The sequence below is a fragment of the Bacteroides sp. MSK.18.37 genome, from assembly GCF_019129155.2.
Classification (GTDB): Bacteria; Bacteroidota; Bacteroidia; order Bacteroidales; family Bacteroidaceae; genus Bacteroides; species Bacteroides ovatus.
The window spans coordinates 3,076,143-3,101,038 of record NZ_JAHOIB020000001.1 but is presented as its reverse complement, the minus strand read 5'-3'; the positions used below and the strand labels follow the sequence as shown (position 1 = coordinate 3,101,038).

The window sequence follows — 24,896 nt, the reverse complement described above, 5'->3', positions numbered from 1 at the left end:
GAGGTTCAGTGACCTCCTTACATGTTATATCCCTACCGAATACAAAAGATATTCTACCAATCGTCCGTTCTGAATGAAGAAGCAGGCAAGCCACACTCACTAAAAAGAGAAGCCTCTACATAATTTCTATAAGCGTACCTTACTGCAACAGGTACGCTGACTTTCTCGCTATGAACTATAACGGACGAAGATTTTGAATCCACTACAGCTTTGCCCGGATAAAACTTCCGGTCACTGCCCGCAACTTCAAAACCATTCAATTCTTGTCCGACAGGTCCTACTCCATACGCCAAGGGTGTACTAAATTTCAAGATGGCTCTATTCTCCCGGACTGTCATCGAACGATATTCAGGTCCCGTATAGCAAGTATACTTATAACCGTAAGTTTTGGCCAATGCATAATAAGCCAAACGTTCTCCCACTTCTTTCTTTTTAGCCGGATGAATGCAGCCTTGTTCCCCAATATCAAGAGTCACCACCATGCCTGAATGAGGTATTTGGGAGGCACACTTTAGCTGTACCTCTCTTAAAGAAGCCCCTTCAATACCTTCCGGCGAACTATATGCAAAAGGGGCTATTTGTACATAATAGAAAGGCAATTCAGGTTTCCGAAATGTATCACGGATATCCTGTACAAAAGCAGGAAACAATCTGGCATATTCTTCAGGCTTATTACGATTTGCCTCTCCCTGATACCAAATCATACCTTTCACCGCCAGATTGCGAATAGGATAAATCATTGCATTATATAAAAGAGAAGGCGTTTGATGAACAGGACGTTTGGCAACAGAAAGTATATCCAATGCCCGGAAACTTTCCCGACTCATCCATGTTTCAATATTCGAACCATTCCAGGCAGAAATCACAATACCCACCGGGATTCCCAACACTTCTTGCAAATATTTACCAAAAAAATAGGCTGTAGCACTGCAATTGGCCACAGCACCTGAGTCATGACATTTCCACTGGCCTCCGCTATGTTCCAAAGGCACTGCACTGGAATGATTGCTTACTGTATATATTCGAAGCGGCACTTCTTTCTTGGCCCGGGTTATGTAATCATTCGCATAGGCAACAGGCTGTCCCGGAAATCCTTTCATCGGCATTCCCATATTAGACTGCCCCGAGCATAACCACACCTCCCCTATTAAAACATCTTCTAGAATTATTTTGTCACCATCATCGAACACTATATTATATGGTCCACCGGCAGAAGGAGTATAGACCGCCACTTGCCACTCCCCTTTTTCATTTACAACTGTTTTATATGTTTTCTGTCCCCATGAAGGAGTAATTTTAATGACTGTCCCTGAAGAGCCATGTCCCCACAATTTTATCGAGTCGCATTGCTGCAATACCATATGACTGGCTATAATATCCGGCAATACAACTTTAGCCGATAGGGAAGTTATAGAAACTGCCATTAAAAACAATACTAAGAGTTTTCTCATCTATTTAATTGATTTATTCCGAAAAATAAAAAGAAGGAGGGCTACCAGAGTTAAAAAATGCGCCCTCCCCGTTATTATCATCTACCTATCTTATAACTGTAATTCCAAAATCGCAGCATGAAAGTCATCTATCACTTCCTCGCCAGGCTTATACCAAGTACAATATGTCACTTCCCGGGAAAGGTCAATACCTACAATTTTTGTCGCACTTCCCAATTCTTCCGTAGGCATACGAACTGATGCTTGCTTTCCGGACAAATCCGTATAAAACACTTCAACGCCGATCTCTTGGTCACTATTACTTCCTCCCCACTCGATAGTCAATTCATTATCTCCTTTCGTAAGTTTCTTTACAATACGATTGTTAAGCGTCAGCTCATATTGAGCTCCATATACTTTCAACAACTGTTCATATCTGATAGAGCGGTGTTCTTTATCGTCATGAGTATAAAACGTAAATGTATAATCTCCTTCCGCTATAGAAGACCCATTTTCGCCAATCATTATATCCAATCCCTCTAAAGGGTCATGTGCCGGAATATCGAATACGGCCGACTCTTTACCGTGATTCCACAATACCTCCAGATGCTTGGCTCTGGGATCGGTCACCCAATAACGAATCTTTACCCTTTCTCTACCACTGAAGACATGAATAGAATCTACTCTTCCGATATAGACAGTCTCCCCATTTTTCAGATATATATCATGTACATCGTTCATATCCGAACAGGCTGCCAGCCAGATCATGCACACACAAGCAACAATAAAATATAATTGTTTCATACTGTTTTTTTTCTTTATTTAGTACTACCCCATAATGATATCTCGTTGATAAATGCACCATCCGTATCTCCCCAAGTGGTGTGTACCTGGAATTTCAGATAGCGCACTTTCGGCACATCCACAGGAAATTCCCATTCTTCTCCCGCAAGCATATGTTCCTTTTCCTCAGCATTCGGTTCTCCTCCTATTATCTGCCCGGATGGACGGAACGATTCACAATCCATCAATTTTATCCATCCTTCCCAGTTATCGGGATCTTTTGTTACTGCCGCATCATTCGTACCATACACGGTAAAGGTACGCAAATGATGCAATCTATACATATACTGCAAACGAGTCCACAATCTAAACCGCGACAGCTTACTTTCCACACCCATATCAAAAGAGAAGTAAGGCTTCATTCCTGTACCGGCAGAAATATAGAACAAATCCTTTTCTACATTATACACATTGTTCCACATCCCCGTCATTGACTTGCTACCGAAGTTGTTATGAGTAAAATACTTACCCAACGGGAATTCCATAAACTTCGACTTATCCATTTCTTCCTCAAAAAGAGGAGTCATTTCTTTATAGAGGGTATCGGTATGATTATCATAAATATCGCGAAAATAAAAAGCAAAATCCGCTGGTTTCGCATCCAATCCGCGAATAGCCTTATCTGCCACCGCTTCCGATGAATAGATAGTCTCGACGTGTTTCCAAGTTCCATCACTTTCCTTCATCATTGCCCCCAAAACGACATTCTCTTTTAATGGATTTTCCCAATGTAATTTTACGCCTCCGAATGCATCAAAAAGTTGCAATGTGTGAAAAACATCATAAATCGGAGAGTCTTCAGGCTCCACCTCTACTACATAAGGAGCCGACTCATTATAGCTCTTATCTATTGAATAAAGTTCAACCTGATACTTGCGTCCCTTTCCGAAACCTTTTAATTCGATTTTGTTCGAATAAGCCGAACTGGACATCTCTCGCTTCACCCCATTTTGCAACACATACCGTGCCGTAACACACAACAAATCATCTTCTTCCGGCAAAGTGTAAGTCAAAACAACCCGCCCTTTCATATTTTGCACCTGCACATTTGATACTTGTTTCGGGGCCACGCTATCCACCGGATATTGGCCGATATATTCCTCCTTACAACCACTAAACACAGTGAGAAGAAGCAATACAAATAATGCATTATATACTGTTTTCATATTTTGCCATATTAATTAGTCCCAATACGGATTTTGTATTAGATTTGAATTTTTCATCAATTCTGCTTCACGGATAGGCCACAAATACTGCTTGGTAGTGAACTGTAAAGGCTGAACCGTAATCACATTATAATATTCCTGTTCTGTGCTCTGATGTACATTCCATCCTCTCTCTACTTGATTATAGTAGATATGAGCCAGTTTCCATCTCCTTACATCCCAGAAGCGCTTGCTTTCGAAAGATAATTCAATCATTCTCTCCTGACGGATAATGTCTCGCATACCTATCTTTGTAAGAGGCTTATCCGGATTCCTGGAGTAGTTGCTCCAACTCTCTTTCACTCCCTTCAAGCCGGCACGCTTACGTACCTCATCAATATAATAGTATACTTCATCATTCGGTTCATTCAACGACTCATTCAATGCCTCCGCATAAAGCAGATATAAATCGGCAAGCCGCATAAGCGGATAAGTAGTACGTGCATAAGTAGCTTTTCCGTTCGCATCAGTAGCCGCCTCGAAATGCACCATCTTCTTACAAAAGTATCCCGAACGGGAATAGGTAGTTTCTTTGGTCTTTCCGGACATTTGTCCTTTTTTTGCCGCTACAATCCACGGAGTCTCGGAAGCCGTCCCTTTTCCCACATCTTTTGTCCTACCATTGCCAAACCAGTAACCACGATCAAATCCCAAGTCTGCATAGAAACGAGGTTCACGATAAAGGTTCAAATAAGCAGTTCTCTCACCTTTTTTGATATAGTAAGTATGGTCGTCTCCAACAGTCACTACCTGATAACGATGCGGATGATCATAATTCACATCTTCCTCGATAGGTACTCCGTTCTGCGAATAAAACAACTCTGCCATGCGGAATGTCGGATACACCTCCGGTATGGGACCTGAAGTATGGCTCCAGTCCTTATCCTTAAAACAGGGAAGTATGCGTTGCTGCAACTGCGCGGATGTGTTTACCGGATTACCCCAAATCAATTCTTCATTCCATTTCTCGGTGGATGCACCGCGAATACTCATGCCTCGCCGCGTTTCCTCCGACAAATCATAGCGCGAATCATTAAACTCATATAATTGACTGATTCCTGCCTCTTTGCATATCTCTACAGCCTCCTTGCAGGCTACAGCAGCTACATTCCATTTATTAGGGTCTTCTTCCGAAAACAGCTTCATACCCCTGTTATCTGTCAGATCCTGAAAATCAGGATTTCCATTAAACAACGGACTGGCACCGGTCACTCTCGCTTCCGCCAATAAGGTAGCGGCAATTGGACGTGTAATACGTCCCATTTCATTTATCACATCGGTGATGCTCAAAGGAAGATCCGGAATCGCTTCCTCACAAAGCTGACAGATATAATCAACACAATCATCAAATGTATCCCTATATACCCTTACTTCTTCCGAAGAACTACCTATCGGCAAATTCTCTTTTACCAGAGGAATAGGACCATACATCCTGAGCAGATAAAAATGATAGAATGCTTTCAAGAACTTTACTTCCGCTATCCAACGTGCCCTGTCCTCATCGTTCAAGTCGGGCCCCACCTTACCGATATTCTCAAGAAAGATATTACAATCTCTCAAAGCGATATAAAGATTACGTGCGTCATTTCGTCCCTCCCAATAATTCATAATAGGATCGTTCGTGTTTTGCTCACCGAGTTTCATCCTGTCTCCCCAATAATGAAAGAGATTGAGATGATAATCATTCTGGTTCGTTCCATATTCGTCACTTCCCAATAGTGCCGGGTCATACATCGGATGCCCTATTTGTGGCATATATTGATAGATTGTGGCAAGAAAACGTTCCGCACTTACCCGGTCTTTAAACGCATGTTCCATAGTCGGTACATTATCCGGCACAATATCCAGATAATCAGCACATGCTGATAAGACCGCCATCGTCATTGATAATAATATAACTTGAATTTTTCTCATAATTGCATGTTTTTAGAAGGATAGTTGAATACCGAGGTTATATACTCTTTGCACCGGATATCTCATTCCATCACCGGCCATTTCCGGGTCCCAAAGTTTGAACTTGCTAAACGTCAGCAGATTAGTTCCGCTAGCATAGATTCTCAAATTGGTTATGTGAGCCCGTCTCGTATATTTATCAGGAACCTTATATCCCAGTTCCACCGACTTAAGGCGCAAAAAAGAACCATCTCTCATGAACCAAGTGCTGCGTTGAATATTGTTCTCCACTAATGTGCCGGACAATCTAGGCCATAATGCTTTTACATTACGGTTATCTTCCGACCAATGGTCATCTGCATACACTTTAAGCAGGGCATTCTTCGAAACAATGGAAGAATTGTCGTCCGTATCGACAAAAGGAGAAGTTTTCTTAGCGTCAATCCAGAAAGATTCGCGTCCTAATCCCTGAAAGAAGAACGAAAAGTCAAAACCTTTATAACCTGTACTCAAACCAAAACCATAGACAATCTCCGGGGTGGTAGGATAACCAATAGGCACCATATCCGCTTCTGTAATTTTATCATCACCATTAATGTCTTTATACTTAATATCACCACCCATATAAGTTCCGAAAGATTGCACCGGCGAACTTGCCACATCTTGCTCATCTACAAACAAACGCTCTGCCACATATCCCCATTGTTGAGAAATGGGTCTCCCCACTTTTGAACGCCAAGGAGTAGACGAATAATCAGGTTCCTCATATACTTTATACTTTGATTTAGAATAGGTAAAATTGGCACGCCCTGTAATCCAGAAGTCTTTAGTAAACGAATGATTCAAGTCTATAGACATATCAAAACCATGTCCTTCAGCCTTCCCGATATTTGCCTGCGGAGTTTGTTGCAGCCCCATCGTTGCAGGAATATCCGCCCTGCTCATCAATATGTTCGAACGTCTTTCTGTATAATAATCAGCCTGTATTTCCACTTTATCGAATAAACCCAGCTCGATACCTACATTCATCTTCTTCGATATTTCCCAACCGATAGATTCATTAGCATAACGCTTGATGCTGACTCCATTCACTGTATATCCGAAATCTTGTCCCCATATATATTTCCTACCGGAATCGTTCACATTCACATCCGACTGGTAGAAAAAACGGTCTTCATCTTTACCTATCTGGTCGTTACCAACAAGTCCATACGTAGCTTTCAGTTTCAATTTTGAAATCGCATGTTTCCACCCATCTGTTCTATTCAACCAAAATGGTTCATTGGTCAGAATCCAACCGAAACCGATAGAAGGGAAAAAGCCCCAACGATTATTTTTAGCAAAACGCTCCGAACCATTATATCCAAAGTTACCTTCCAAGAAATAACGACTATCATAATTATAAGTAAAACGACCGGATACCCCCATATTCCTGTGAGGCAACGAAAGAAGCAAACTTCCCGCATTTCCCGACAAATAATTGCGCATATTATAAACCAACAAACCACTCACGCCATGATTCCCAAACACACGATCATAATTAATAGCTGCTTCAAAATAAGTGGTAGCATTTACTTGTTTGCTTCCTTCCGTATAGCTCAGCCACTCAGACCCCTTATCGGGATTCAAGCAATTCAGCACATAAGTATCATTGATTTTATCATACATACTCACCGCATAATAGTAAGGTGTATATTCGCGGGTCTGTACAAAATAAGCATATCTGTTTGTACTGAATAAGGCACGCGCATTCAAGCCCTTGGTTATAAAATCCAATTTTTGCTTTACTTCAAACTGCGCCATCATTGTAGAGCGGGAATAATTTTTAAACCCTTTCACCATGTCTGCATACGGATTGATATACTGCCCTTGGTCTGTATTACCAAAAAGAATATGCTCTTTATAGGCATTTGCAGCATCCGGTGCATAATAAGCGGGAAATGCTACCGGATCACTACGCATTACTCTGGAATATAAATCATTACCACTCACAATCGGACCATTATAATCTTCAAAAGCACCATGCAAACGAACTACAGCCTCTGTAGTTTTTGTCAAGTTAATATTTATATTGGAACGAAGCAGATACTTTTTCAAATCAATGGCATTGTCACTGTTTTTTGTAGATCGGATAACTCCCTGGTCTTGCGTAAAAGAACCCGCAATGTAATATCTCGCCACTTTTCCCCCGCCACTCACATTAAAATTCGCCCGATGATTGACGGCAAAGTTCTTAAACATAATCTCGTTCCAATCGTTAGCCGGATAAATCAGAGGATTAGCCCCTCTTTGTGTCATCTCAATCTTCTCCATAGAATAAGGCACCGCCTGCATCGGATTACGCGTAAGAATAGCCTCATTATTTAGTTTCATATAGGTGATAGGATCTGCCAATTCTATCTTGGAAGTCGGTGCAGAAAGAGAAGACTCATAACGGAAAGAAATGCTGGCCTTTCCCTCTTTACCTTCTTTCGTCGTAACAAGTATAACGCCATTTGCTCCGCGCGCACCATATAAAGCAGTTGCTGCCGCATCCTTCATAATAGAAAAACTGGCAATATCGTCTACCTGCAGCCGTGCTAAATCCGAAGATGACATTTCTACCCCGTCAATCAGAATCAGCGGTCCTCTGGCATATGTGAACGAAGTAACTCCACGTACAAAGAAACTGGCATCGTCCGAACCGGGTTCACCACTACGTTGGTAAGCAATGAGTCCTGCCACCCTTCCGGCCAAAGCAGTAGTAAGATTGGAACTAGGGACTTTAAGCTCTGCGGGTTTTACAGTAGAAACCGATGCAATAACGCTTTCTTTTTTCTGCTTGGCAAATGCAACCACCGTTACCTCATCAAGCTCATCCGGTTTTGTACGCATAGTAATTATCAACTCAGTCCTTCCTTTAATCGCCACAGTCATGTCTTCCATTCCCAAATAAGAGACTTGTAGTGCGTCTGTGGGCAATACAGCTATGGTGAACGAACCGTCAAGGTCGGTCGCAACTCCACGGGTTCCCCCCGCTACAACAATATTTACCCCCGGCAAAGGTTCACCTTGTTCATCAACCACTTTTCCTTTCACCATAATAGACTTTTTCGTTTGAGCCTGTTTCTGTTGGCTCGATTCGTAATTATGCATTCCGTAATCTTCTGCAAATACGGGAATGCTAAAACTCATTCCAAAGAAACATGCCACAAACAGTTTCTTTAAAAATACGTAGGTTATACGACAACTGTGTATTTCAATCATAATATCGATAAATGTTAATTAATTATTGTAACTTCACAATGCAGAAAAAATCTGCTTTTCATAGATAATCATTCAACTGTTTCTCATAGGCTACACATTATAATTTAGGGTTTTACAAATTTTACTTTTACTGATTGTACATCTTTCGAATTAGGTCCTGTCATAAGAATAAATTCTCCGGATTCAATAACAGGCTCCATATCCTGACTAAGAAAAGACAAATCCTCCGCACGCAATTCGAATCCAACAGTACGGGTCTCTCCCTTTCTTAAGAATATTTTCTTAAATCCTTTCAACTCTTTCACCGGGCGAGTCACACTTGCAATGACATCACGAATATAAAGTTGAATCGTTTCCTCTCCGTCATATTGACCGGTATTAGTTACATCGACACTCACTTTGAGTATCTCATTGGTCGAGAACTCTTTTTGGCTAACCCGAGGAGCAGAATAGGAGAAAGTAGTATAACTTAACCCATATCCGAAAGGATACAATGGAGATACAGGAGAATCAATAAAACGATTCGTCCACTTTGTCAGTTTATCGGTTCCCGGACGACCGGACTGCCTGTAATTATAGAAAACGGGAATTTGCCCCACATTACGAGGGAAACTCATCGTGAGTTTGCCGGAGGGATTATATTTACCCAAGAGCACATCGGCAATTGCATTTCCGGTTTCCGTACCTAAGAACCAGCCTTCTACTATAGCGGGAACCTGCTCTGTCAACTTTGAAATTGTCAATGGACGTCCATTCATCAGAACTACCACTACAGGCTTTCCCGTATCCAACAGAGCTTGTACCAATTCTTCTTGCACCCCTGGAATAGATATATCCGCCCGACTTGCGTCTTCTCCGCTCATAGAGGCCCTCTCCCCGATAGCTGCAATGACCAGTTCCGATTGCTTAGCTGCTTCTACTGCTTCGGAAAAGAAAGAACAGTCTGTTCCGGTAACGTCACATCCTTTTGCATAATTGATTTTTATATGCGAAGGCAAGTTGTTTTTCAATCCTTCCAACAAGGTTACATAATCATTTACTTCTCCTTTCCCAGCCCAGTAATCTCTCAGATACTGCTTATTATCAGCCAATGGTCCGACCACAGCGATACTTTTTATATCTTTAGCCAGAGGCAGAAGATGATTCTCATTCTTCAACAGTACAATAGATTTTTGCGCCGCCTTACGTGCCTCAGCTATAAAGTCACAATTTCTAATAACCCTTTTTTCCCGCTTCACATCACAAAAACGGAAAGGGTCATCAAATAAACCCAACTTGAATTTCATGCGAAGAATCCTGCGTACCATTTCATCAATTTGCCCAACAGTCACTTTCCCTTCATTGATTAGAGCTAAAGCGTGCCTGTTATATTCCCCGTCTGCCATATCCATATCTACTCCTGCATTGACTGATAGTTCTACGGCTTGCTTGGAACCGTGAGCCATTCCATGTGGCACCAACTGCCATATAGCTCCCCAATCGCTCACTACAACCCCTTTAAACTTCCAACGATTCCGCAAGACCTCTGTCAATAACCATTTATTCGCAGTGCATGGTACACCTGCAATATCATTAAATGCCGGCATAAAAGTTGCTACCCCTGCCTCTACCGCCGCTTTGAACGGAGGCAGATAAATCTCTTCCAACGTGCGTTCACTAATATCTACCGTCCCATAATCTTTTCCCGCCTGCGGCAATCCATAAGCCGCAAAATGTTTGGCACATGCCAGCACCGACTCATTGCTACCCAAATTCCACTGATATCCACGAACCTTAGCTTCCGCCACCCGGGAAGTCAGCCAAGTATCCTCTCCTGCTCCTTCCAATACACGTCCCCAACGAGGATCTCTGGAAACATCAATCATTGGTGCAAAAGTCCAGTGTAGTCCTGCTGCAGCAGCCTCTTTAGCTGCAATTCTTGCAGACTTTTCCATTAATTCCAAATCCCAGCTACATGATTCGGCCAGAGGTATCGGAAATATCGTTTTATATCCATGAATCACGTCATACCCGAACAGCAAGGGAATCTTCAAACGAGATCTTGTTACCGCTATTTCCTGGTACTTTCTGATTTCTTCTACACCCGCTATATTCAATATCGACCCTATACGCCCGGCTTCCAATTGCTTGTAAAAGTCATCCTGTGCTTTCTGCGGCCCCGTTGCCACTCCATTCGCATTACTCTGATTGAGCTGACCGATCTTCTCAGCTAGTGTCATTTGCTGTAGCAACTTTTCTACCTTTTCTTCTATTTCAGGAGAAGCCTCCATAAACAAGCTCTGAGAATTACCTCTTTCAAAAGATAAAAAAGCAATCCATAAGATTAATAGTGTTTTCGTTTTCATAGTTGATAATATTTCTTATTCAAATTGGGGAACTAACAATACCGCATCGGCCGGCACAGTTCCTATGGCATTCTCACTGGAGATCTCTACATACCCTTGCTCAGAAGGTTCAAAATGACATTCATCCAGCAAATACCATTCTCCGGTGGTTTGGCCTTCTATCTTCAAAGCGTTAGGAGTCACTATAATGTGCCGTGTACCCCTACCATTTCCAATCCTGACAGTATACGTATCCGCCTGCTTCATCTTGGGAGAATAAATATAGACTTTATACAATCCTTCCTTCTTTATCGGAAGCTGATATCTCACTTTGGCTATATTCCTGCCATCCGACTCATGCGTACGGAATGTAAGTCCATATCCGGGTTTCTGTTTCGTTTTCCAGTCTCCGGTCATCTGAACATACGCTGCCTGGTCATCATCCACCAGTATATCTCCCGGTCGGCCGTCGGAATAAGGATTTTCGTCCAGCAACCGTTTAATGTCAGACACACAAACTTCTTGCACATCACATTTGTTATCTATGGCGAGACTGGCCGCTACTGCCGATGACTGTGCCAGTACCATAAAAACCGGTTCCATACGAATAGAGCCATAAGCTATATGAGAAGCGGAAAGACAAACCGGTACCAGAAGATTCCTGACTTCTTCCCGACGGGGAACTATGCAGCGATAGGAAATCGGATAAGGTTTGAAACCACCGACTTCGACATTTCCCTCATTCTTTACAAAGCCATTGATAACGTGTCTGTCACAATTATGCGAATCCATAGTATAAGCAGCCCAACCAATGCCATCGTCACATGTCTTCTTTCCGACACAATGCTGCTGAGTCATCACCACTTCTCCAAGCATTCTGCGCGCCTCACGAACATACAACTGATGTGACCAATGCCCATTGCCTACAAATTCATCTTTCGGATAACCCCATTTCCTCATTTCGCGCCTGATCTCCTTTGGAATCCTTCTATCATGCCCGACAAAATAAAGCAATCCCTTCGTATAATCCACATGTTCTTGCCAAATACTGTCTCTTTTTTCATAAGAGGCTTCCGGATATTCCCAATTAGCACCAATCATATCCGTAGAAAAAGCACCTTTATTATTGATATCAGTCTTATCGCCGGGCATCAAACTCCAGATAAAAACATCTTGTAACCCTTTCCAAGGCTCCACTTCTTTCAAGCGAACCAATAATTCATATTTCTTCGAATCATAGTTTTCCGGCCGGGTAATGGGTATTCTATTTCTCGGATTGTTGGTCAAAGTAATCCTGAAATTATAAGCTTGTATCTTCTTATCACCGCTGCCCGTAGGTTGAGGAACAGTATGATGTATTCCCCACAACAAACCGCTTGTCGGATCACCCTTAATCTTATAAGGATCAACTTTTCGGTTAAATTGATGACCTTTATGTATTTGAACTCCGTTTAGAGTCTCACCATAAGTAGCATTAGACTCACGTCCGGTCATATATGACACACCCGCCCGTGCCATCAAATCTCCCTCATATGAACAGTCTATAAACACTTTAGCCCGAACACTCCTGTTTGTTGCCGGCTGCGGATTATATGTATTCTCCAGCATTATTTCATTTATCTTCCTTTCAGCCACTGTAGAAGATACGATACGATATTCATACCAAGTTTCTATCTCTGCCTTATTTATATAATCGACAAAAATAGATTCTGCTACTTTAGGTTCAAAAATCCACTGCTCAAGCTTACCATAGTGCGTTCCCAGTTTACGATAAAAATCCAGGGCCAATCCTTTTACCACATATTTATTGCCGATATCCGTATATCCCAATCCTCCGGAAGTCATCCCACCCAGATTACGGCGAGGTTCGATAAGAATGACACTCTTCCCCATATTCTTAGCCGTATATGCCGCAATGACACCCGCGGATGTACCACCATATATACATATATCTACTTCACGAACCGACTGGGCCTTTATGCCATCGAACACCCAAAAGAGTAAGGATATTAAAACCGTATACTTCATATATTTTTCTATTATATTAATTCATGCACCTCTTCATTATTCATCATTTCTTCTGATTGACCATGCAAACATAGTATTTCATGAGGTTATGCACTCATTCTAAAGTCTCAAACACTTTCTATTTTATCTCAACCTGGCTTTGCGATTGAACTATCACGTATTTATACACCACATAATCATTCATTGAAGGTAAAAAAACCTCAATTGTTCCTTTTTCATCCACTATTGTCTTTATCGCTTTACCGTGTCCCAACAGAGGTACACATTCTATTTCCGTTCCCGGAGCCAACCAAGTTTTTACATGATAAGATTGCAAAGGATGATACTCTCGAAAAAAAATAAAGTATCCTTGGTGCTCCCGTATAGATTGGAAACCTGTCCATGACCTGCCGTCGGGCATATCACCTACCGGCAAAATGATTCCCTGATGAAAATCATGTTGAAAACCACGATATTTTTCTACCTGTTCACGCAACAGCAAAGCCTCTTGCGGCAGATTAGTTCCCTCCATCCAAGCCAATGGCTGCCCTGCCATAGTAATGGCAAAAAGATATTCAAATGAATAATTAGCCGGCCCGAAAGGATCATTGGCATACTTCTTCTCATTACGCCATTTATTTAAAAATTCAATTTGTAGCTTTTCAGCAGGTACATATTTGGAAAGCTGCCACAAGTTACGTAAAGTCCAATAAGGATAATAATTCTGCCAATCTGTATACCGATTTTCCAAGAATATATTTCCATACCGATTAAATGTATGGTATCCCCCACGGCGACCGGCCGTCGCATCCAAATTAAAAACCACTTGATTGTCGGTTTCAGCCAAAACGTAGTCAAACAACCTATGCAAATTCATTTCCGCTTCTTTAGTCGGGATAGACAGTCCATCAATCTTAAATATACAGATGCCATATTCTTTATATAATCTGATAATAGCTTCCGCATCCTTTTTCCAATCTGCAAAATTATCTTGTATGCTGGGATTAAACCACAATGCTATGTCAATGCCCAGTTCTTTGCCTCTTTTTATGATAGGAGACAATCCGCGAGGATACTTGCTTTTATCCGGTGTCCAATAATCCGGATTACTCCATATATCCTTAAAAGAGCCTTTCGCTACTGCCGAATTAGGACTCTTCCCGGTTTGCCAGCCATCGTCAATCTGAAAATGAGTAATTCCCAGTTGAACCGCCCGCTCTAATTCCCGCAAGCAAAATGCCTCGTTTACTTTCGAATCTTGACTGCGGTCTCCCCATGTATTCATCATTATCATTTCATCCCGTTGAGGAAGCAGCCGGCGTATTTGTTTCTGATAAGTACGTAACGCCACCAACTTGTCAACCGCTTCCGGACCATAAACCCCGATAACGCATCCATAAGCAGGAGTCCATTTGTCCGGAGTAATATCTTTCTCTGAAACCCCTAGGCCCGTAACAGTAAAGCTCCCAAACTCAGCCATAAAATCATATCCTTGATAGGCTAGCTGTACATTTGAGCAAGGAGCCTCTTTTAGAAAAAAGAAACCGTTCTTACTGATATTTTCACGAACTTGTAATAGATTTCCCCGATAATGATTTTTACGATAAGACAGGAAGTTTCTCTCCACCACTAAATTATTATTCCAGTCTGTCGCATCAAAGAATTCAATACAATCGACATTCCAGTGTTGCCCTTTGAAATTCAATTTATCAAGCGTAGATGCAGTTTGGTTAATTTGCATATCTTCAAGGAACTCAATATTCTTTCGATCGGCATTATTCAACTCCTCACTTTTCCCCAGAATGGACACATTCCCTTTTAAATAGGTGTTGCAGGCGATAGCCGGACAATCATTATATACTTTATAAACACGTTTAACTTGCAACTGCCGTAAAGCAAACTTTACTTCTATCTGCAAATATGCCGGGTGAATAGTTGTTTGCGCCACCCGTACTATATCTACAGAAGCTTTCTCCGCCTCCACAAGTTCTTTATTTAATTGAAAATCAGGAGTACGTGAAGTATTCCTCCAGGAATACCGATTTGTTTTATCAGTCAGTGTATGAGTTATCAGATTTCCATTATTCCAAAGAAAAGTACGTTCAATCCGATTATTCCCCATAATCAATGTATCCTTCTTTAAATAACCATAAAAAGTGTCTTGAGCCACCACCGTCTTTCCTAAAAGAAATAACAACCCCAACAGAAAAAAAGACTTCTTCTTTCTTCCCCTATTCAAGTGTTTTTCAAACAATAGCTGTACTTTCATCACATTTGTATTTTTAAATTCTGCCGTAAAAGTAGAAATGCTTCTTCACAGATACAGAATTATATATCTCAAAAACATTCTTTTCTGTCTCATAGAAAAGAAACAAAAGAAAAAAATAATATATTTGCAGCATGTATCGTTTGTGGTTTACATTCATTATAACTTTGTTTTCCTGCTTTCATTCTATGACAGCAACAACACATGACAAGCCTTTCTTCTTTCAACATCTGACTATGGAAGACGGGCTTTCCAACAATCATGTATCAGCTATTTTCCAAAGTAAGGACGGAATTTTGTGGCTAGGAACACAAAAAGGACTGAACTGCTATGACGGTCATAATTTCAGGCTCTATAAAAAAAGAGATTCATCCACCGCCAACAGTATTAGAGGAAATGGCATTAAAAAGATTCTTCAAGACCGCGACAATAATATCTGGGTACAACACGAAAAAGGAACGGACGAAATCAATTACATTACCCGAAATGTCCGACATGGATGGGCGCACGACTCTATCGGAAAATCAGTTATCGATATCTGCACTGACTATAATCAACAACTGCTCATCCTCTGCGATCAGGAAGTATGGCAATACATAAAACCGTCACGGTCTTACAAACGGTTGTTCACTGCCCCTGAAAACTACTCCCTATTCTCTCTAATAAAAGATAAACAAGGAGGATATTACATTGGTACCCGACAATATGAGGTGCTAAGATGCGACAGCAACTGGAATATCACATCACGAATCCAGTCTGCACTAAAACAAAAAGGTCCGGCAAACAAAGGATTGGTTTTTCCTTTGTGTATAGACTCGGAAAACAGACTTTGGTATGGCATAAAAAACCAAAGTATCGAACGGTATACCCCTCAAACAAAGAGTATCACCAAATATAGCTTATCGAATACATCATTTATCAATCCTGACGTACGCGACATGATTGAAATGGATAAAGATTATATGCTTATCGCAACTTTTAACGGTCTTTTCAGATTGGATAAAGAAACCTTGAATCCTTCTCACGTTCTTTCTCCACAAACAGAGGAAGAGGGCACTTTAAACCATTTCTCGATTTATAGTCTCTACAAAGACAAGCAGAACATTTTGTGGGTAGGTACTAATGCAGGAGGCGTGAATTTTTGTCATCCTTACAATCAACGTTTCAAAACGATCCATCCCAATCTGTTTTTAGGACGCATGGGGATGATACGCAAGGACCAAGAAAACAATATATGGGTAGCTACAGAAGGCGGAGGATTGTTCTCTTACAACCAGCAAACCGGTTATCAGGAAAATTATCTAGTACACGGCAAAGAGAAATCAACCTATTATGCCAATATCCTCAAATCTCTGTTTATTGACGGAGATTCTATCTGGTGCGGCAATCAAAAGGGAGAGATTTTTATTTTCTCCATAAAAAAGAAAAAGTTCTCATTCTACACACGTCTAGGTGACAGTAATATCCTTGCTATTTTTAAAGACTCCAAACAACATATCTGGATTGGCACCAAACAAGAAATTATACAGTTAGCAAAAAATGCCGACGAAAAGTATGTCAAACAGTCAACCAGCAATCTTATGCCCATAGAAGACGTATGTGTCATAGAAGAACTTCCAAACGAAATCATACTGTTCGGTTCTAAAACGAAAGGTATCTATATATACCATACGTCAACCAACCAATGGCAGCATCTTGATAATCGTTTCTTTAAACTTCCGGAAGATACCAACATCAGCATAACTTCTTTCTGCAAAACTAAAGACAACCAGATATGGGTGACAACAGAAAATCAAGGGTTGTTCTTATTGGATACGGACTTTCAGATAAGGGAGCATTTATTCCATTCGGGAAACAATTATCTGGAAGACTTGTATCACGTAGCAGAAGGAAAAGAGAACCAGCTATGGCTGATGACCAACAAAAGCATTCTTTTGTATGATACCAATACGCGCCTCATTCATTCATTTGACAGCCATAACGGACTTAATCTGAAGGACTTCAGCGCCTATTCTTGCTGGATGGATGTCGATCGGCAACTGTGGTTTTCGGGCAACCGGGGAATTGCAATGCTGGATACAGAAAATTTCCCACTAAATACATCACGTTCTCCAATCATCTTCACTGATTTATTGGTAAACAACCGTGCGCAACACCCTCTGGCACTCGAATCCGTATTGGAACAGAATTTTAATGAGACTCGGACACTGATCCTTAATTACAATCAGACTAATATCGCTATCAGTTATACTTGTTCCAATTTCATCTATCCGGACAACAATACCTTCTTTTACAAAATGGATGGTGTAGATGAAGAGTGGATTGATGCCGACAACCGGAAAACGGTATATTACAGTAACTTGCGCCCGGGACATTACCGGTTTCATATCAAAGCCTTCAACAACGACAATATGTTCTGCGGAGAAAAAGAGATAGAAATCATCGTTCTCTCTCCTTTCTGGATGCGCTGGTGGGCATTCCTTATATACGCAGTCATTATATATTTATTGATACACAGATACATAATATACCGGCAGAGAAAACAAAGACTAGAGCATGAATTGCATCTAAAACAGATTGAACAACAAAAAGCGGAAGAGTTGAATCATGAGCTGCAGTTGTTTTTCACCCAAGTGGCACACGAATTTCGTACTCCTTTATCCTTAATATTAAATCCTCTGGACGAAATACAGGATAAAATTATGCACATAGCAGGCGTGCAAGAAGCATTGGAACTTATCCGCAGAAATGCGCAACGGTTACTGGCATTGGTCAACGACCTGATGGATTTACGGAAAATAGAATCCGGAACGGATAAGCTAAATCTTTCTAATTTTGATTTCAACGATTTCACCAAAGAAATTTATTATACTTTTCAAGGAATTGCCGGGCAACGTCATCTAAAATTTCTGTTAAACTTGCCAAACACCCCCATCATGGCTACTTTTGACAGAGAAGCCATGGAGAAGGTGTTCTTCAATTTGCTTTCCAATGCTTTCAAATTTACTCCTGAAGGCGGAGAGGTACACCTGTCCGTCACCACAGAAGAAACTGCCGAATCCAAAAGCATCTTGATTGAGATAAAAGATACGGGTATCGGCATCTCGCCCGAAGACATCGAGAAGATTTTCCTTCCCTTTGCCCTATCACGTAAAGACTTGCATGGGAATATCAGCGGCAGTGGAGTAGGATTGAGTATCACCCGAACAATTATAGAACATCACAAAGGAACCATACGAATTCAAAACAACCCTCCACACGGGACTTGCATCCATATAGAACTTCCTTGGGTATTCAATCCCCAATACACCATCTCGCCCACTATCATCGATGAAGAAGAAGACGTGAGAAGGGAAGACATCGGACAATTCCCGCTAAAGGTAAATCTACTCGAAGAAACCATCTTGCTGGTAGACGACAATTCTGAGATACTAAACTACCTGGAAAAAGAACTTGGAAAATCTTTCAATATACTCACTGCCACCAACGGAAAGGAAGCATTGGACATATTGCAACAACAGAATATCTCATTAGTGGTGAGCGATGTCATGATGCCCGAAATAGACGGTATCGAATTGTGCAAACGAATAAAAACAGACCATAACCTATCTCATCTCCCCATCATCTTACTCACGGCAAAAGCCATGAATCTGTATATAGAAGAAGGCTTCCAGGCCGGAGCAGACGATTACATCGTCAAGCCCTTCAAAGTGTCTACGCTGAAAATACGTGTCAAGAACATCCTGAATCGACAAGAGAAAATGAAAGAGATTTACGGCAAGCAATTATCATTGAAGAGTGCCGGCATAGAAGTAGAATCTATAGACAAAGCCTTTGTTGACAAATACATTGCCATTGTCAAAGAAAACATCTCTAATCCGGATTTCAACATCGACCAACTTTGTAAAGAACTGGCTATAAGCCGGGCCAATTTATATAGGAAAGTCAAAGCAATCACTACCTTATCACCAGCGGAAATGATAAGAAATATACGTTTGGAATGTGCTTCCGAATTATTACGCAACTCACAACTGACTGCCACCGAAATCGCAATACAAGTCGGATTCGGCAGTTACAGCCATTTCAGCGATTTCTTCAAAAGTATATACGGGATATCTCCTAAAAAATACAAAGAACAATACGGAAAATCCTGATTTAACGCAGTTAAGCTGTAAGCGTCTCCGCGTTGCCGTTACTTTCTCCATTTGTCCGGTAACAGTTCCCTTAGCACCTTTTTGTCAGTGTTTGGTTTAATCCCAATAAATCTGTTAAGTATGTCTTTGAAGTAGTCGAATGTGTTTATCCCGTTAAGTCTGCATGAGCACGCCAATGAATATATCAGCGCCGCTCTCTTTGCCCCTTGATGACTTCCGCAGAATAGCGAGTTCTTTCTACTTAAACTGATATACCTGTTTAACCTTTCTATCTCGTTATCCAGCTTGTAGTCCGGTTTGAGCACATAATTGCACAATGCCGGATATTCATTCAGGGTATAATTGACCGCCTTGCTCAAATTACTTTTGGGCAGGGTTGTCTTTTTCGTCTGTATTTGCAACAGTTCATCTTTTAATTCGCTTAATATAGGGAGCATATGCTTCTTTCTGTATTCCATGACTTGTCCGGGTGGGTATTCAGGTGGCATTTTCAAGGTATTTCTTATAGTCGAATACTATCTTCTCCCTTTTTCTGGTGGAAGACAAGCAAGTTCCGATTGTCCCACATATTGTGGGAAAGTATTCTCTAATATTATGGGAAAAGATTCTCTTATTTTGTGGGAACAAATTCCCATAATATCAGAGAATACTTTCCCATAATATATGGGACAAAGAGAATATGTACTTCTCTGATAATGGTTGACTAGTTGTTTCTTTATTCTTGTTATAGGTTGGCAGGAAAGACACTATGAGAAATGAATCCAACAAGTATGAGAAACAGGGTAAAATCGGGGGTATTTGACGGAAAAACTATGAGAAATGCTGTTTTAGAAATCATTTCTCATAGTCTATTCTATTAGCTTTCTGCTACTTATGATTGATGAATGAGAATATGAGAAATGAAAATGAAAAATCGTTTGCAGGGAGCGGTAAAACAAGACGGCAGCGCGGAGACGCTTACCGGTACAATGTGAAGGAGGTGAAGAGCGATTTATCTCATCTTTTACGTTTCCAATCACCATAAAACACCGATTCACAATCATCCGGGCTAATGTGAAACCTATGAACCTTCGAAATGCCTCTTTATAGTAGAAACTTCAAAAGACCTCAAAGAAAGAATCAATCAACAGTGTAAAGGTTGAGTCTTGCGGTATCTATTCCATATACGATGACAGGTGCCCCGGTCAATGATATGGTTGCCTTATGATCAGGAGCTCTCAACCGTATTTTCTGTCCAATGACGTTCACCAACTTCAGACTTTCTCCGGCAGCAGGGAGTTCCAACTCCGTGTGCACACGCCATGTATCCACCCAAGGTTCTGGAGACAGGGCATTGTGTTTCTGGATAAACCCTTCCGCTCTATTCCAAAGGACGGCCATCGCCCCGCTGGGAGTGTCGAACAGCAATCCTCTATGATGGCTGTTCTCATCTGGGAATTTAATCCATCCCTTGCATGTTGCCCCGTCCAGTGCTTCGGCAATCGTGCAATAAGCCATCAGTGAAGGCTTAAAGCTAAGATCTCTGTTGATAAGACCGAAGAAATACTCCCGGTTGCCGGCATTCACTCCCAGTTGGTCGAACCAAACTGAATTAAACAATTGGTAATAAAGAGCATTCTTCACTCCTTCCGCCGCTGCCAATACATACGACAAGACTACATTCTCGGCAGAACCACGAGGAGTGTCGTTCCATGAATGATTGGGATAATCCAACGCATAAACCTCCGTCAAATACAGTTCCTTATTTCCGCCATGCTTCTTTATAAAATCATTTGCCAATCGAATGGAAGCGTAATAATTCCAATAAGGATATCCTTTAACCGGTTTCTGATATTTTTTCCACGGAGTAACTACAGGATAATCAGGAGTATAATTTCCTCTACCCGGATGCAATGCAATGCCATCCAACAAGTCCCAACCACCAACCTCTACCAACTTATTCATAAATATTTCATCCCAACCTGCCATGCCAAATGAAATCAGTTTAATTGCCTGCCATTCCGGTTTTTCCTGCTGCACCCGGCGAATTGTTTTCAGCCACGCCACATAAGGTTCAAGCAACACAGCGCCTCCGATGCCATCTTTGCTTACGGCAATACCTGCATTATCCATGTTGATTTCATTGCCAAACTCCCATATCCTATTGCCATTGCAAACCATTTTTTCAAGACAAGCACGAACCGTTCTTTTACGCATCTGTTCGTCCCATTCCTTTTTCCAATTAACATTATTATGGAACATCGCCCATATAGAAGGAAAATTTGCCGTATCTCCATTCCGCAACCATTTTACTCCCATTCTCTGCAACAAGCGGCTCAAATTATCCAAATCAGGAATCTCCCAATAGGCAGAAAGCCCCATAATGCTTTTCTCAGGAGAAGAAAAAAACTTATGAGGAGGCAATACGCAAATATTAGTTCTGGAAAAAACTTGCTCACGCCCCTCATTGTCGACCAGAGAGGCTTCTACAAAAAACAAATCCCGTTCTTGCTCCGACCTGAACCGGACAGGCCGAACAACACACTCTCCGCTAGCTAATACCAAAGCTTCGCTCTGTCTGACAACTACATTGCCCTTAAAATCACGTACCCAATAATTTAACCTAAAGTTCTTTTTTTCTTGAGCTGTATTGGTTACGTTAACATTCACTTCCAAAGTCTCCAAGGCGTCTTCCCACCAGTTGTAGGTTTTATCTGTAGTCAGAGTCAGTGCAAACGGACGCCCGTGCCATCGTGAGCTGATGACCTCGTAAGATTCGTCTGCCGAAGCAATCACAACAGAAAAGCGAGTATCCAGAACCTTTTCTCCCTGTAGACTTTTCTCAGTAAATACTGTATGTCTGAATCCCTCGTCTTTCCAATTAAGATTAGCAGAATTACCTTTGTTATACGCCAAACATATCTTATAATTGCCGTTCCGAAAAGGAACAAATTTTGCATCAAACTCTTCAATGGGAAGCCCACCTTCAGAATGACGTTGCCAAAGACCAGTTTTCGCTACAGGCAGTTCCAAGCTCCGCTCCCCTAATAAAACGAAACGGAATTGGGAACCGCCCCATTTCTTTTCTACATATCCTTCGGGCATCCCACTAACAGTATAATGGACATCTACCGCAGAAGGACGTGCTATATAAGTACCCGTAAGAACCAGCGTCTCCGGAATTTTCCTTCCACTGTCATCTCTTTCAGGAAACGTAAAATGAGCACGAATAGCCTGACAACCATCCTCCTTCACCATTTCATAAGTACACGCTTCCGGAACAATCGCCGGTGACCATCCCAACCTCATACTTCCCAACCGGACAAGCTTTTCCGATTGTTTATTCATAACAAATATTTCGTCAAAACCGGATGCTTGAAGAATATAACTTGCAGTTTCAATCCTACAAGTCTCCTTAGCATATATGGAATGGTTGCCTAAGCAAAATAGCATACCGATATATATAAACGGCCACAAAAGGACCTTTAAAAGAATATTATTCCGTCTTTCCATTGATAACTACGGTTTTTTATAGATTTTCATTGCGCAACCTCCACCTGGCGCCATAGATATCTTCAGTTTCCTGTCTGCAGGAATATCAATCACTTCTTTTACATAGTCGGATGCTACTCTGTGAGCATTTGCTCCATCACGATAGACTTCCGCCGCAAACGCACCTTCACCGACAAACGACAAGTCAAGTGTCAACGTGCGTTCATCCCAATTAGTCATTGCTCCCACATACCAGTCTTTTCCTTTCTTACGGGCAATTGCCACATATTTCCCGATAGCCCCATCCAAAGATATTGTATGATCCCATACAGTGGGGATCGAAGTTATAAAACTCGTACATTCCGCTTCGCGCTCATACATAGAAGGACTGTCACACAGCATATTCAAAGGAGATTCAAAAACTACATACTCCGCCAACTGACGACAACGAGTGCCTTGACTCATCGGCTCCTCAGTAATATAGCGGAAATTCTTTTTATTTGCGTTACGCATGGCACCTTGCGTATAATCCATAGGTCCGGCAAGCATACGGATAAACGGAATAGTCACATCATAAGTCACCTGATCTATATTATTACTAGTAAACTTTAATTGTTCAAGCCCATGCACTCCCTCAAAATTAAGCACATTCGGATAAGTGCGGTTTAGTCCTGTCGGCTTATAAGCTCCATGAAAATCCAGCAATAACCGATGTTTTGCAGCAATCTCCGCCGCTTTATAGTAAAATTCAACCATCGGCTGGTCATCCCTGTCCATAAAATCAACCTTAAAACCTTTTATTCCTAACTCGGAATAATGCTTGCAGACTTTCTCCAAATCACGATTAAAGGCATAATATCCCGCCCATAAAATTAACCCGACATTACGGGAAGCGGCATAATTTATCAGTTTCTTCAAATCAACTTCCGGTACTACCTGAAAAAGGTCTGCCTTCAAATTCACAGCCCATCCTTCATCCAGAATTACATATTCAACGCCATGACGAGAAGCAAAATCAATATATGCCATATAAGTTTCATTATTCACTCCGGTCTTAAAATCAACTCCTTTCAAATTCCAGGCATTCCACCATTCCCAGGCAACTTTTCCCGGACGTATCCATGATATATCCTTCACGCGCGAAGGAGCAGCAAGCTTATAGACCATATCATTATCTGCCAACTCTTTATCATTCTCGGAAACGACAACAATACGCCAGGGAAATACAGCATTAGCCTGACAACTAGCGATATAAGGTTCGCGCACTTGTATCACTTCCTGCAAGGAATTATATCCTCCTTGCTTTTTCTCCTTGGGATAAGGAGCATATACTCCCTCCAATGCGTTCCGATCTTTCGTTTTAACCAGAAACATACCGGGATATTGTTCCAAATCAGCCTCAGCAATACATAATTTACGATTATCACCCGTCTCAACAACCATAGGAGAAAATAACAGTTTATGAGGATTCATCCGGCTAATGGCCTCATAAGTATATATATTTTCAAATGAATTAAAGAACTGCTTCTCACGGTCTTCGCTTTTAGTACGGACATACGGTATGTAAGCATTCCGGTCTGTCTGGAAATGAAAACGCGCTTCTTCCGACACTACCGTAAAAGGCTTATCCCCGCTCGATACAAAACGATAGGCCATACCTTCATTATACATCCTGAAAATAAGGTTAAAACCATTCTTAAAAACCAGTGTCATCTCATTGAAATGGTCAGTAACGGCAGCACGTTTATAAAAAGGAGAAGCTATCGTCTTATTCACCGTATTATTACGCACAGACCGTACTTTTGAGTTTGGTCCCCACACCTCTCCGTCTCCCAATATCATAGAAATAGAAGAAGGATAAATCAAAGTATCGCCTTTATGTAACAATGCATAAGAAAGAACATTCCCCGTTTTTACAGACACCTTCAGTTGTTTGTCAGGAGAGAATACTTCATAGCGTTTCTGGCTCCATCCCAAAGTAGCCGAAAACAGAAATAGAGAAATTAATGTAATGTTTTTCATATTTATTCTTATAACTTGGTTTTAAATGATTGAGA

At 41.3% G+C, this 24,896-nt stretch carries 13 protein-coding genes; 2 read left to right on the top strand and 11 right to left on the bottom strand.

The annotated features are described in order from the left end of the window. Positions 1-53 precede the first annotated feature (53 nt). From KSX81_RS12435 to KSX81_RS12400, 8 genes are all read right to left on the bottom strand, one after another. The gene (locus KSX81_RS12435) at positions 54-1,451 is read right to left on the bottom strand and encodes a sialate O-acetylesterase (protein WP_217725454.1); all 1,398 of its coding nucleotides are present in this window, start codon (positions 1,449-1,451) and stop codon (positions 54-56) included. A gap of 90 nt (positions 1,452-1,541) precedes the next feature. Continuing rightward, a complete protein-coding gene (locus KSX81_RS12430) occupies positions 1,542-2,234 on the bottom strand; it encodes a DUF4998 domain-containing protein (protein WP_217725453.1) in 693 nt (230 codons plus the stop codon). Positions 2,235-2,248: 14 nt separating this feature from the next. Beyond that, on the bottom strand, positions 2,249-3,439 hold the full coding sequence (locus tag KSX81_RS12425; RefSeq protein WP_217725452.1) for a DUF5000 domain-containing lipoprotein: 1,191 nt from the start codon (positions 3,437-3,439) through the stop codon (positions 2,249-2,251). 15 nt (positions 3,440-3,454) lie between these two features. Beyond that, positions 3,455-5,392 (bottom strand): RagB/SusD family nutrient uptake outer membrane protein, encoded by a 1,938-nt coding sequence (locus tag KSX81_RS12420; protein ID WP_004298567.1) that lies wholly within the window; start codon positions 5,390-5,392, stop codon positions 3,455-3,457. Between the two features lie 12 nt (positions 5,393-5,404). Then, positions 5,405-8,617 (bottom strand): SusC/RagA family TonB-linked outer membrane protein, encoded by a 3,213-nt coding sequence (locus KSX81_RS12415; RefSeq protein ID WP_004298568.1) that lies wholly within the window; start codon positions 8,615-8,617, stop codon positions 5,405-5,407. Between the two features lie 104 nt (positions 8,618-8,721). Then, entirely contained in the window at positions 8,722-10,962 is a 2,241-nt protein-coding gene (locus tag KSX81_RS12410) for a glycoside hydrolase family 3 N-terminal domain-containing protein (RefSeq protein ID WP_217725451.1), read from the bottom strand. A gap of 15 nt (positions 10,963-10,977) precedes the next feature. Beyond that, positions 10,978-12,969, bottom strand: a complete 1,992-nt coding sequence (locus KSX81_RS12405) for an FAD-dependent oxidoreductase (protein WP_195530119.1) — start codon at positions 12,967-12,969, stop codon at positions 10,978-10,980. Between the two features lie 118 nt (positions 12,970-13,087). Next, complete coding sequence (locus KSX81_RS12400) at positions 13,088-15,217, bottom strand: alpha-galactosidase (protein ID WP_254884168.1); 2,130 nt, start codon at positions 15,215-15,217, stop codon at positions 13,088-13,090. Positions 15,218-15,402: 185 nt separating this feature from the next. Between KSX81_RS12400 and KSX81_RS12395 the strand changes: the two genes are divergently transcribed. Further along, the gene (locus KSX81_RS12395) at positions 15,403-19,368 is read left to right on the top strand and encodes a hybrid sensor histidine kinase/response regulator transcription factor (protein ID WP_254884167.1); all 3,966 of its coding nucleotides are present in this window, start codon (positions 15,403-15,405) and stop codon (positions 19,366-19,368) included. Between the two features lie 38 nt (positions 19,369-19,406). Here KSX81_RS12395 and KSX81_RS12390 read toward each other — a convergent pair whose 3' ends face one another. After that, positions 19,407-19,856 carry an IS66 family transposase gene (locus KSX81_RS12390; protein ID WP_004322924.1) on the bottom strand — a complete coding sequence of 150 codons (450 nt, stop codon included), beginning with the start codon at positions 19,854-19,856 and terminating at the stop codon, positions 19,407-19,409. Between the two features lie 404 nt (positions 19,857-20,260). Between KSX81_RS12390 and KSX81_RS12385 the strand changes: the two genes are divergently transcribed. Further along, on the top strand, positions 20,261-20,392 hold the full coding sequence (locus tag KSX81_RS12385) for a hypothetical protein (protein ID WP_256380922.1): 132 nt from the start codon (positions 20,261-20,263) through the stop codon (positions 20,390-20,392). A 95-nt stretch (positions 20,393-20,487) separates the two neighbouring features. On the opposite strand, the gene KSX81_RS12380 is transcribed toward KSX81_RS12385, so the two are convergent. Together KSX81_RS12380 and KSX81_RS12375 are read right to left on the bottom strand one after the other, a co-directional pair. Continuing rightward, positions 20,488-22,695: a T9SS C-terminal target domain-containing protein gene (locus tag KSX81_RS12380; RefSeq protein WP_224440832.1), complete on the bottom strand. Its 2,208-nt coding sequence runs from the start codon at positions 22,693-22,695 to the stop codon at positions 20,488-20,490. A 171-nt stretch (positions 22,696-22,866) separates the two neighbouring features. After that, positions 22,867-24,861 carry a glycoside hydrolase family 97 protein gene (locus KSX81_RS12375; protein WP_004298582.1) on the bottom strand — a complete coding sequence of 665 codons (1,995 nt, stop codon included), beginning with the start codon at positions 24,859-24,861 and terminating at the stop codon, positions 22,867-22,869. Between the last annotated feature and the right edge of the window lie 35 nt (positions 24,862-24,896).

Excerpts from the sequence above, each read along its gene's own strand:
- KSX81_RS12435 (WP_217725454.1), bottom strand. The coding sequence starts at position 1,451 with ATGAGAAAACTCTTAGTATTGTTTTTAATGGCAGTTTCTATAACTTCC.
- KSX81_RS12430 (WP_217725453.1), bottom strand. The coding sequence starts at position 2,234 with ATGAAACAATTATATTTTATTGTTGCTTGTGTGTGCATGATCTGGCTG.
- KSX81_RS12425 (WP_217725452.1), bottom strand. The coding sequence starts at position 3,439 with ATGAAAACAGTATATAATGCATTATTTGTATTGCTTCTTCTCACTGTG.
- KSX81_RS12420 (WP_004298567.1), bottom strand. The coding sequence starts at position 5,392 with ATGAGAAAAATTCAAGTTATATTATTATCAATGACGATGGCGGTCTTA.
- KSX81_RS12415 (WP_004298568.1), bottom strand. The coding sequence starts at position 8,617 with ATGATTGAAATACACAGTTGTCGTATAACCTACGTATTTTTAAAGAAA.
- KSX81_RS12410 (WP_217725451.1), bottom strand. The coding sequence starts at position 10,962 with ATGAAAACGAAAACACTATTAATCTTATGGATTGCTTTTTTATCTTTT.
- KSX81_RS12405 (WP_195530119.1), bottom strand. The coding sequence starts at position 12,969 with ATGAAGTATACGGTTTTAATATCCTTACTCTTTTGGGTGTTCGATGGC.
- KSX81_RS12400 (WP_254884168.1), bottom strand. The coding sequence starts at position 15,217 with ATGAAAGTACAGCTATTGTTTGAAAAACACTTGAATAGGGGAAGAAAG.
- KSX81_RS12395 (WP_254884167.1), top strand. The coding sequence starts at position 15,403 with ATGACAGCAACAACACATGACAAGCCTTTCTTCTTTCAACATCTGACT.
- KSX81_RS12390 (WP_004322924.1), bottom strand. The coding sequence starts at position 19,856 with ATGCCACCTGAATACCCACCCGGACAAGTCATGGAATACAGAAAGAAG.
- KSX81_RS12385 (WP_256380922.1), top strand. The coding sequence starts at position 20,261 with ATGAGAAATGAAAATGAAAAATCGTTTGCAGGGAGCGGTAAAACAAGA.
- KSX81_RS12380 (WP_224440832.1), bottom strand. The coding sequence starts at position 22,695 with ATGAATAAACAATCGGAAAAGCTTGTCCGGTTGGGAAGTATGAGGTTG.
- KSX81_RS12375 (WP_004298582.1), bottom strand. The coding sequence starts at position 24,861 with ATGAAAAACATTACATTAATTTCTCTATTTCTGTTTTCGGCTACTTTG.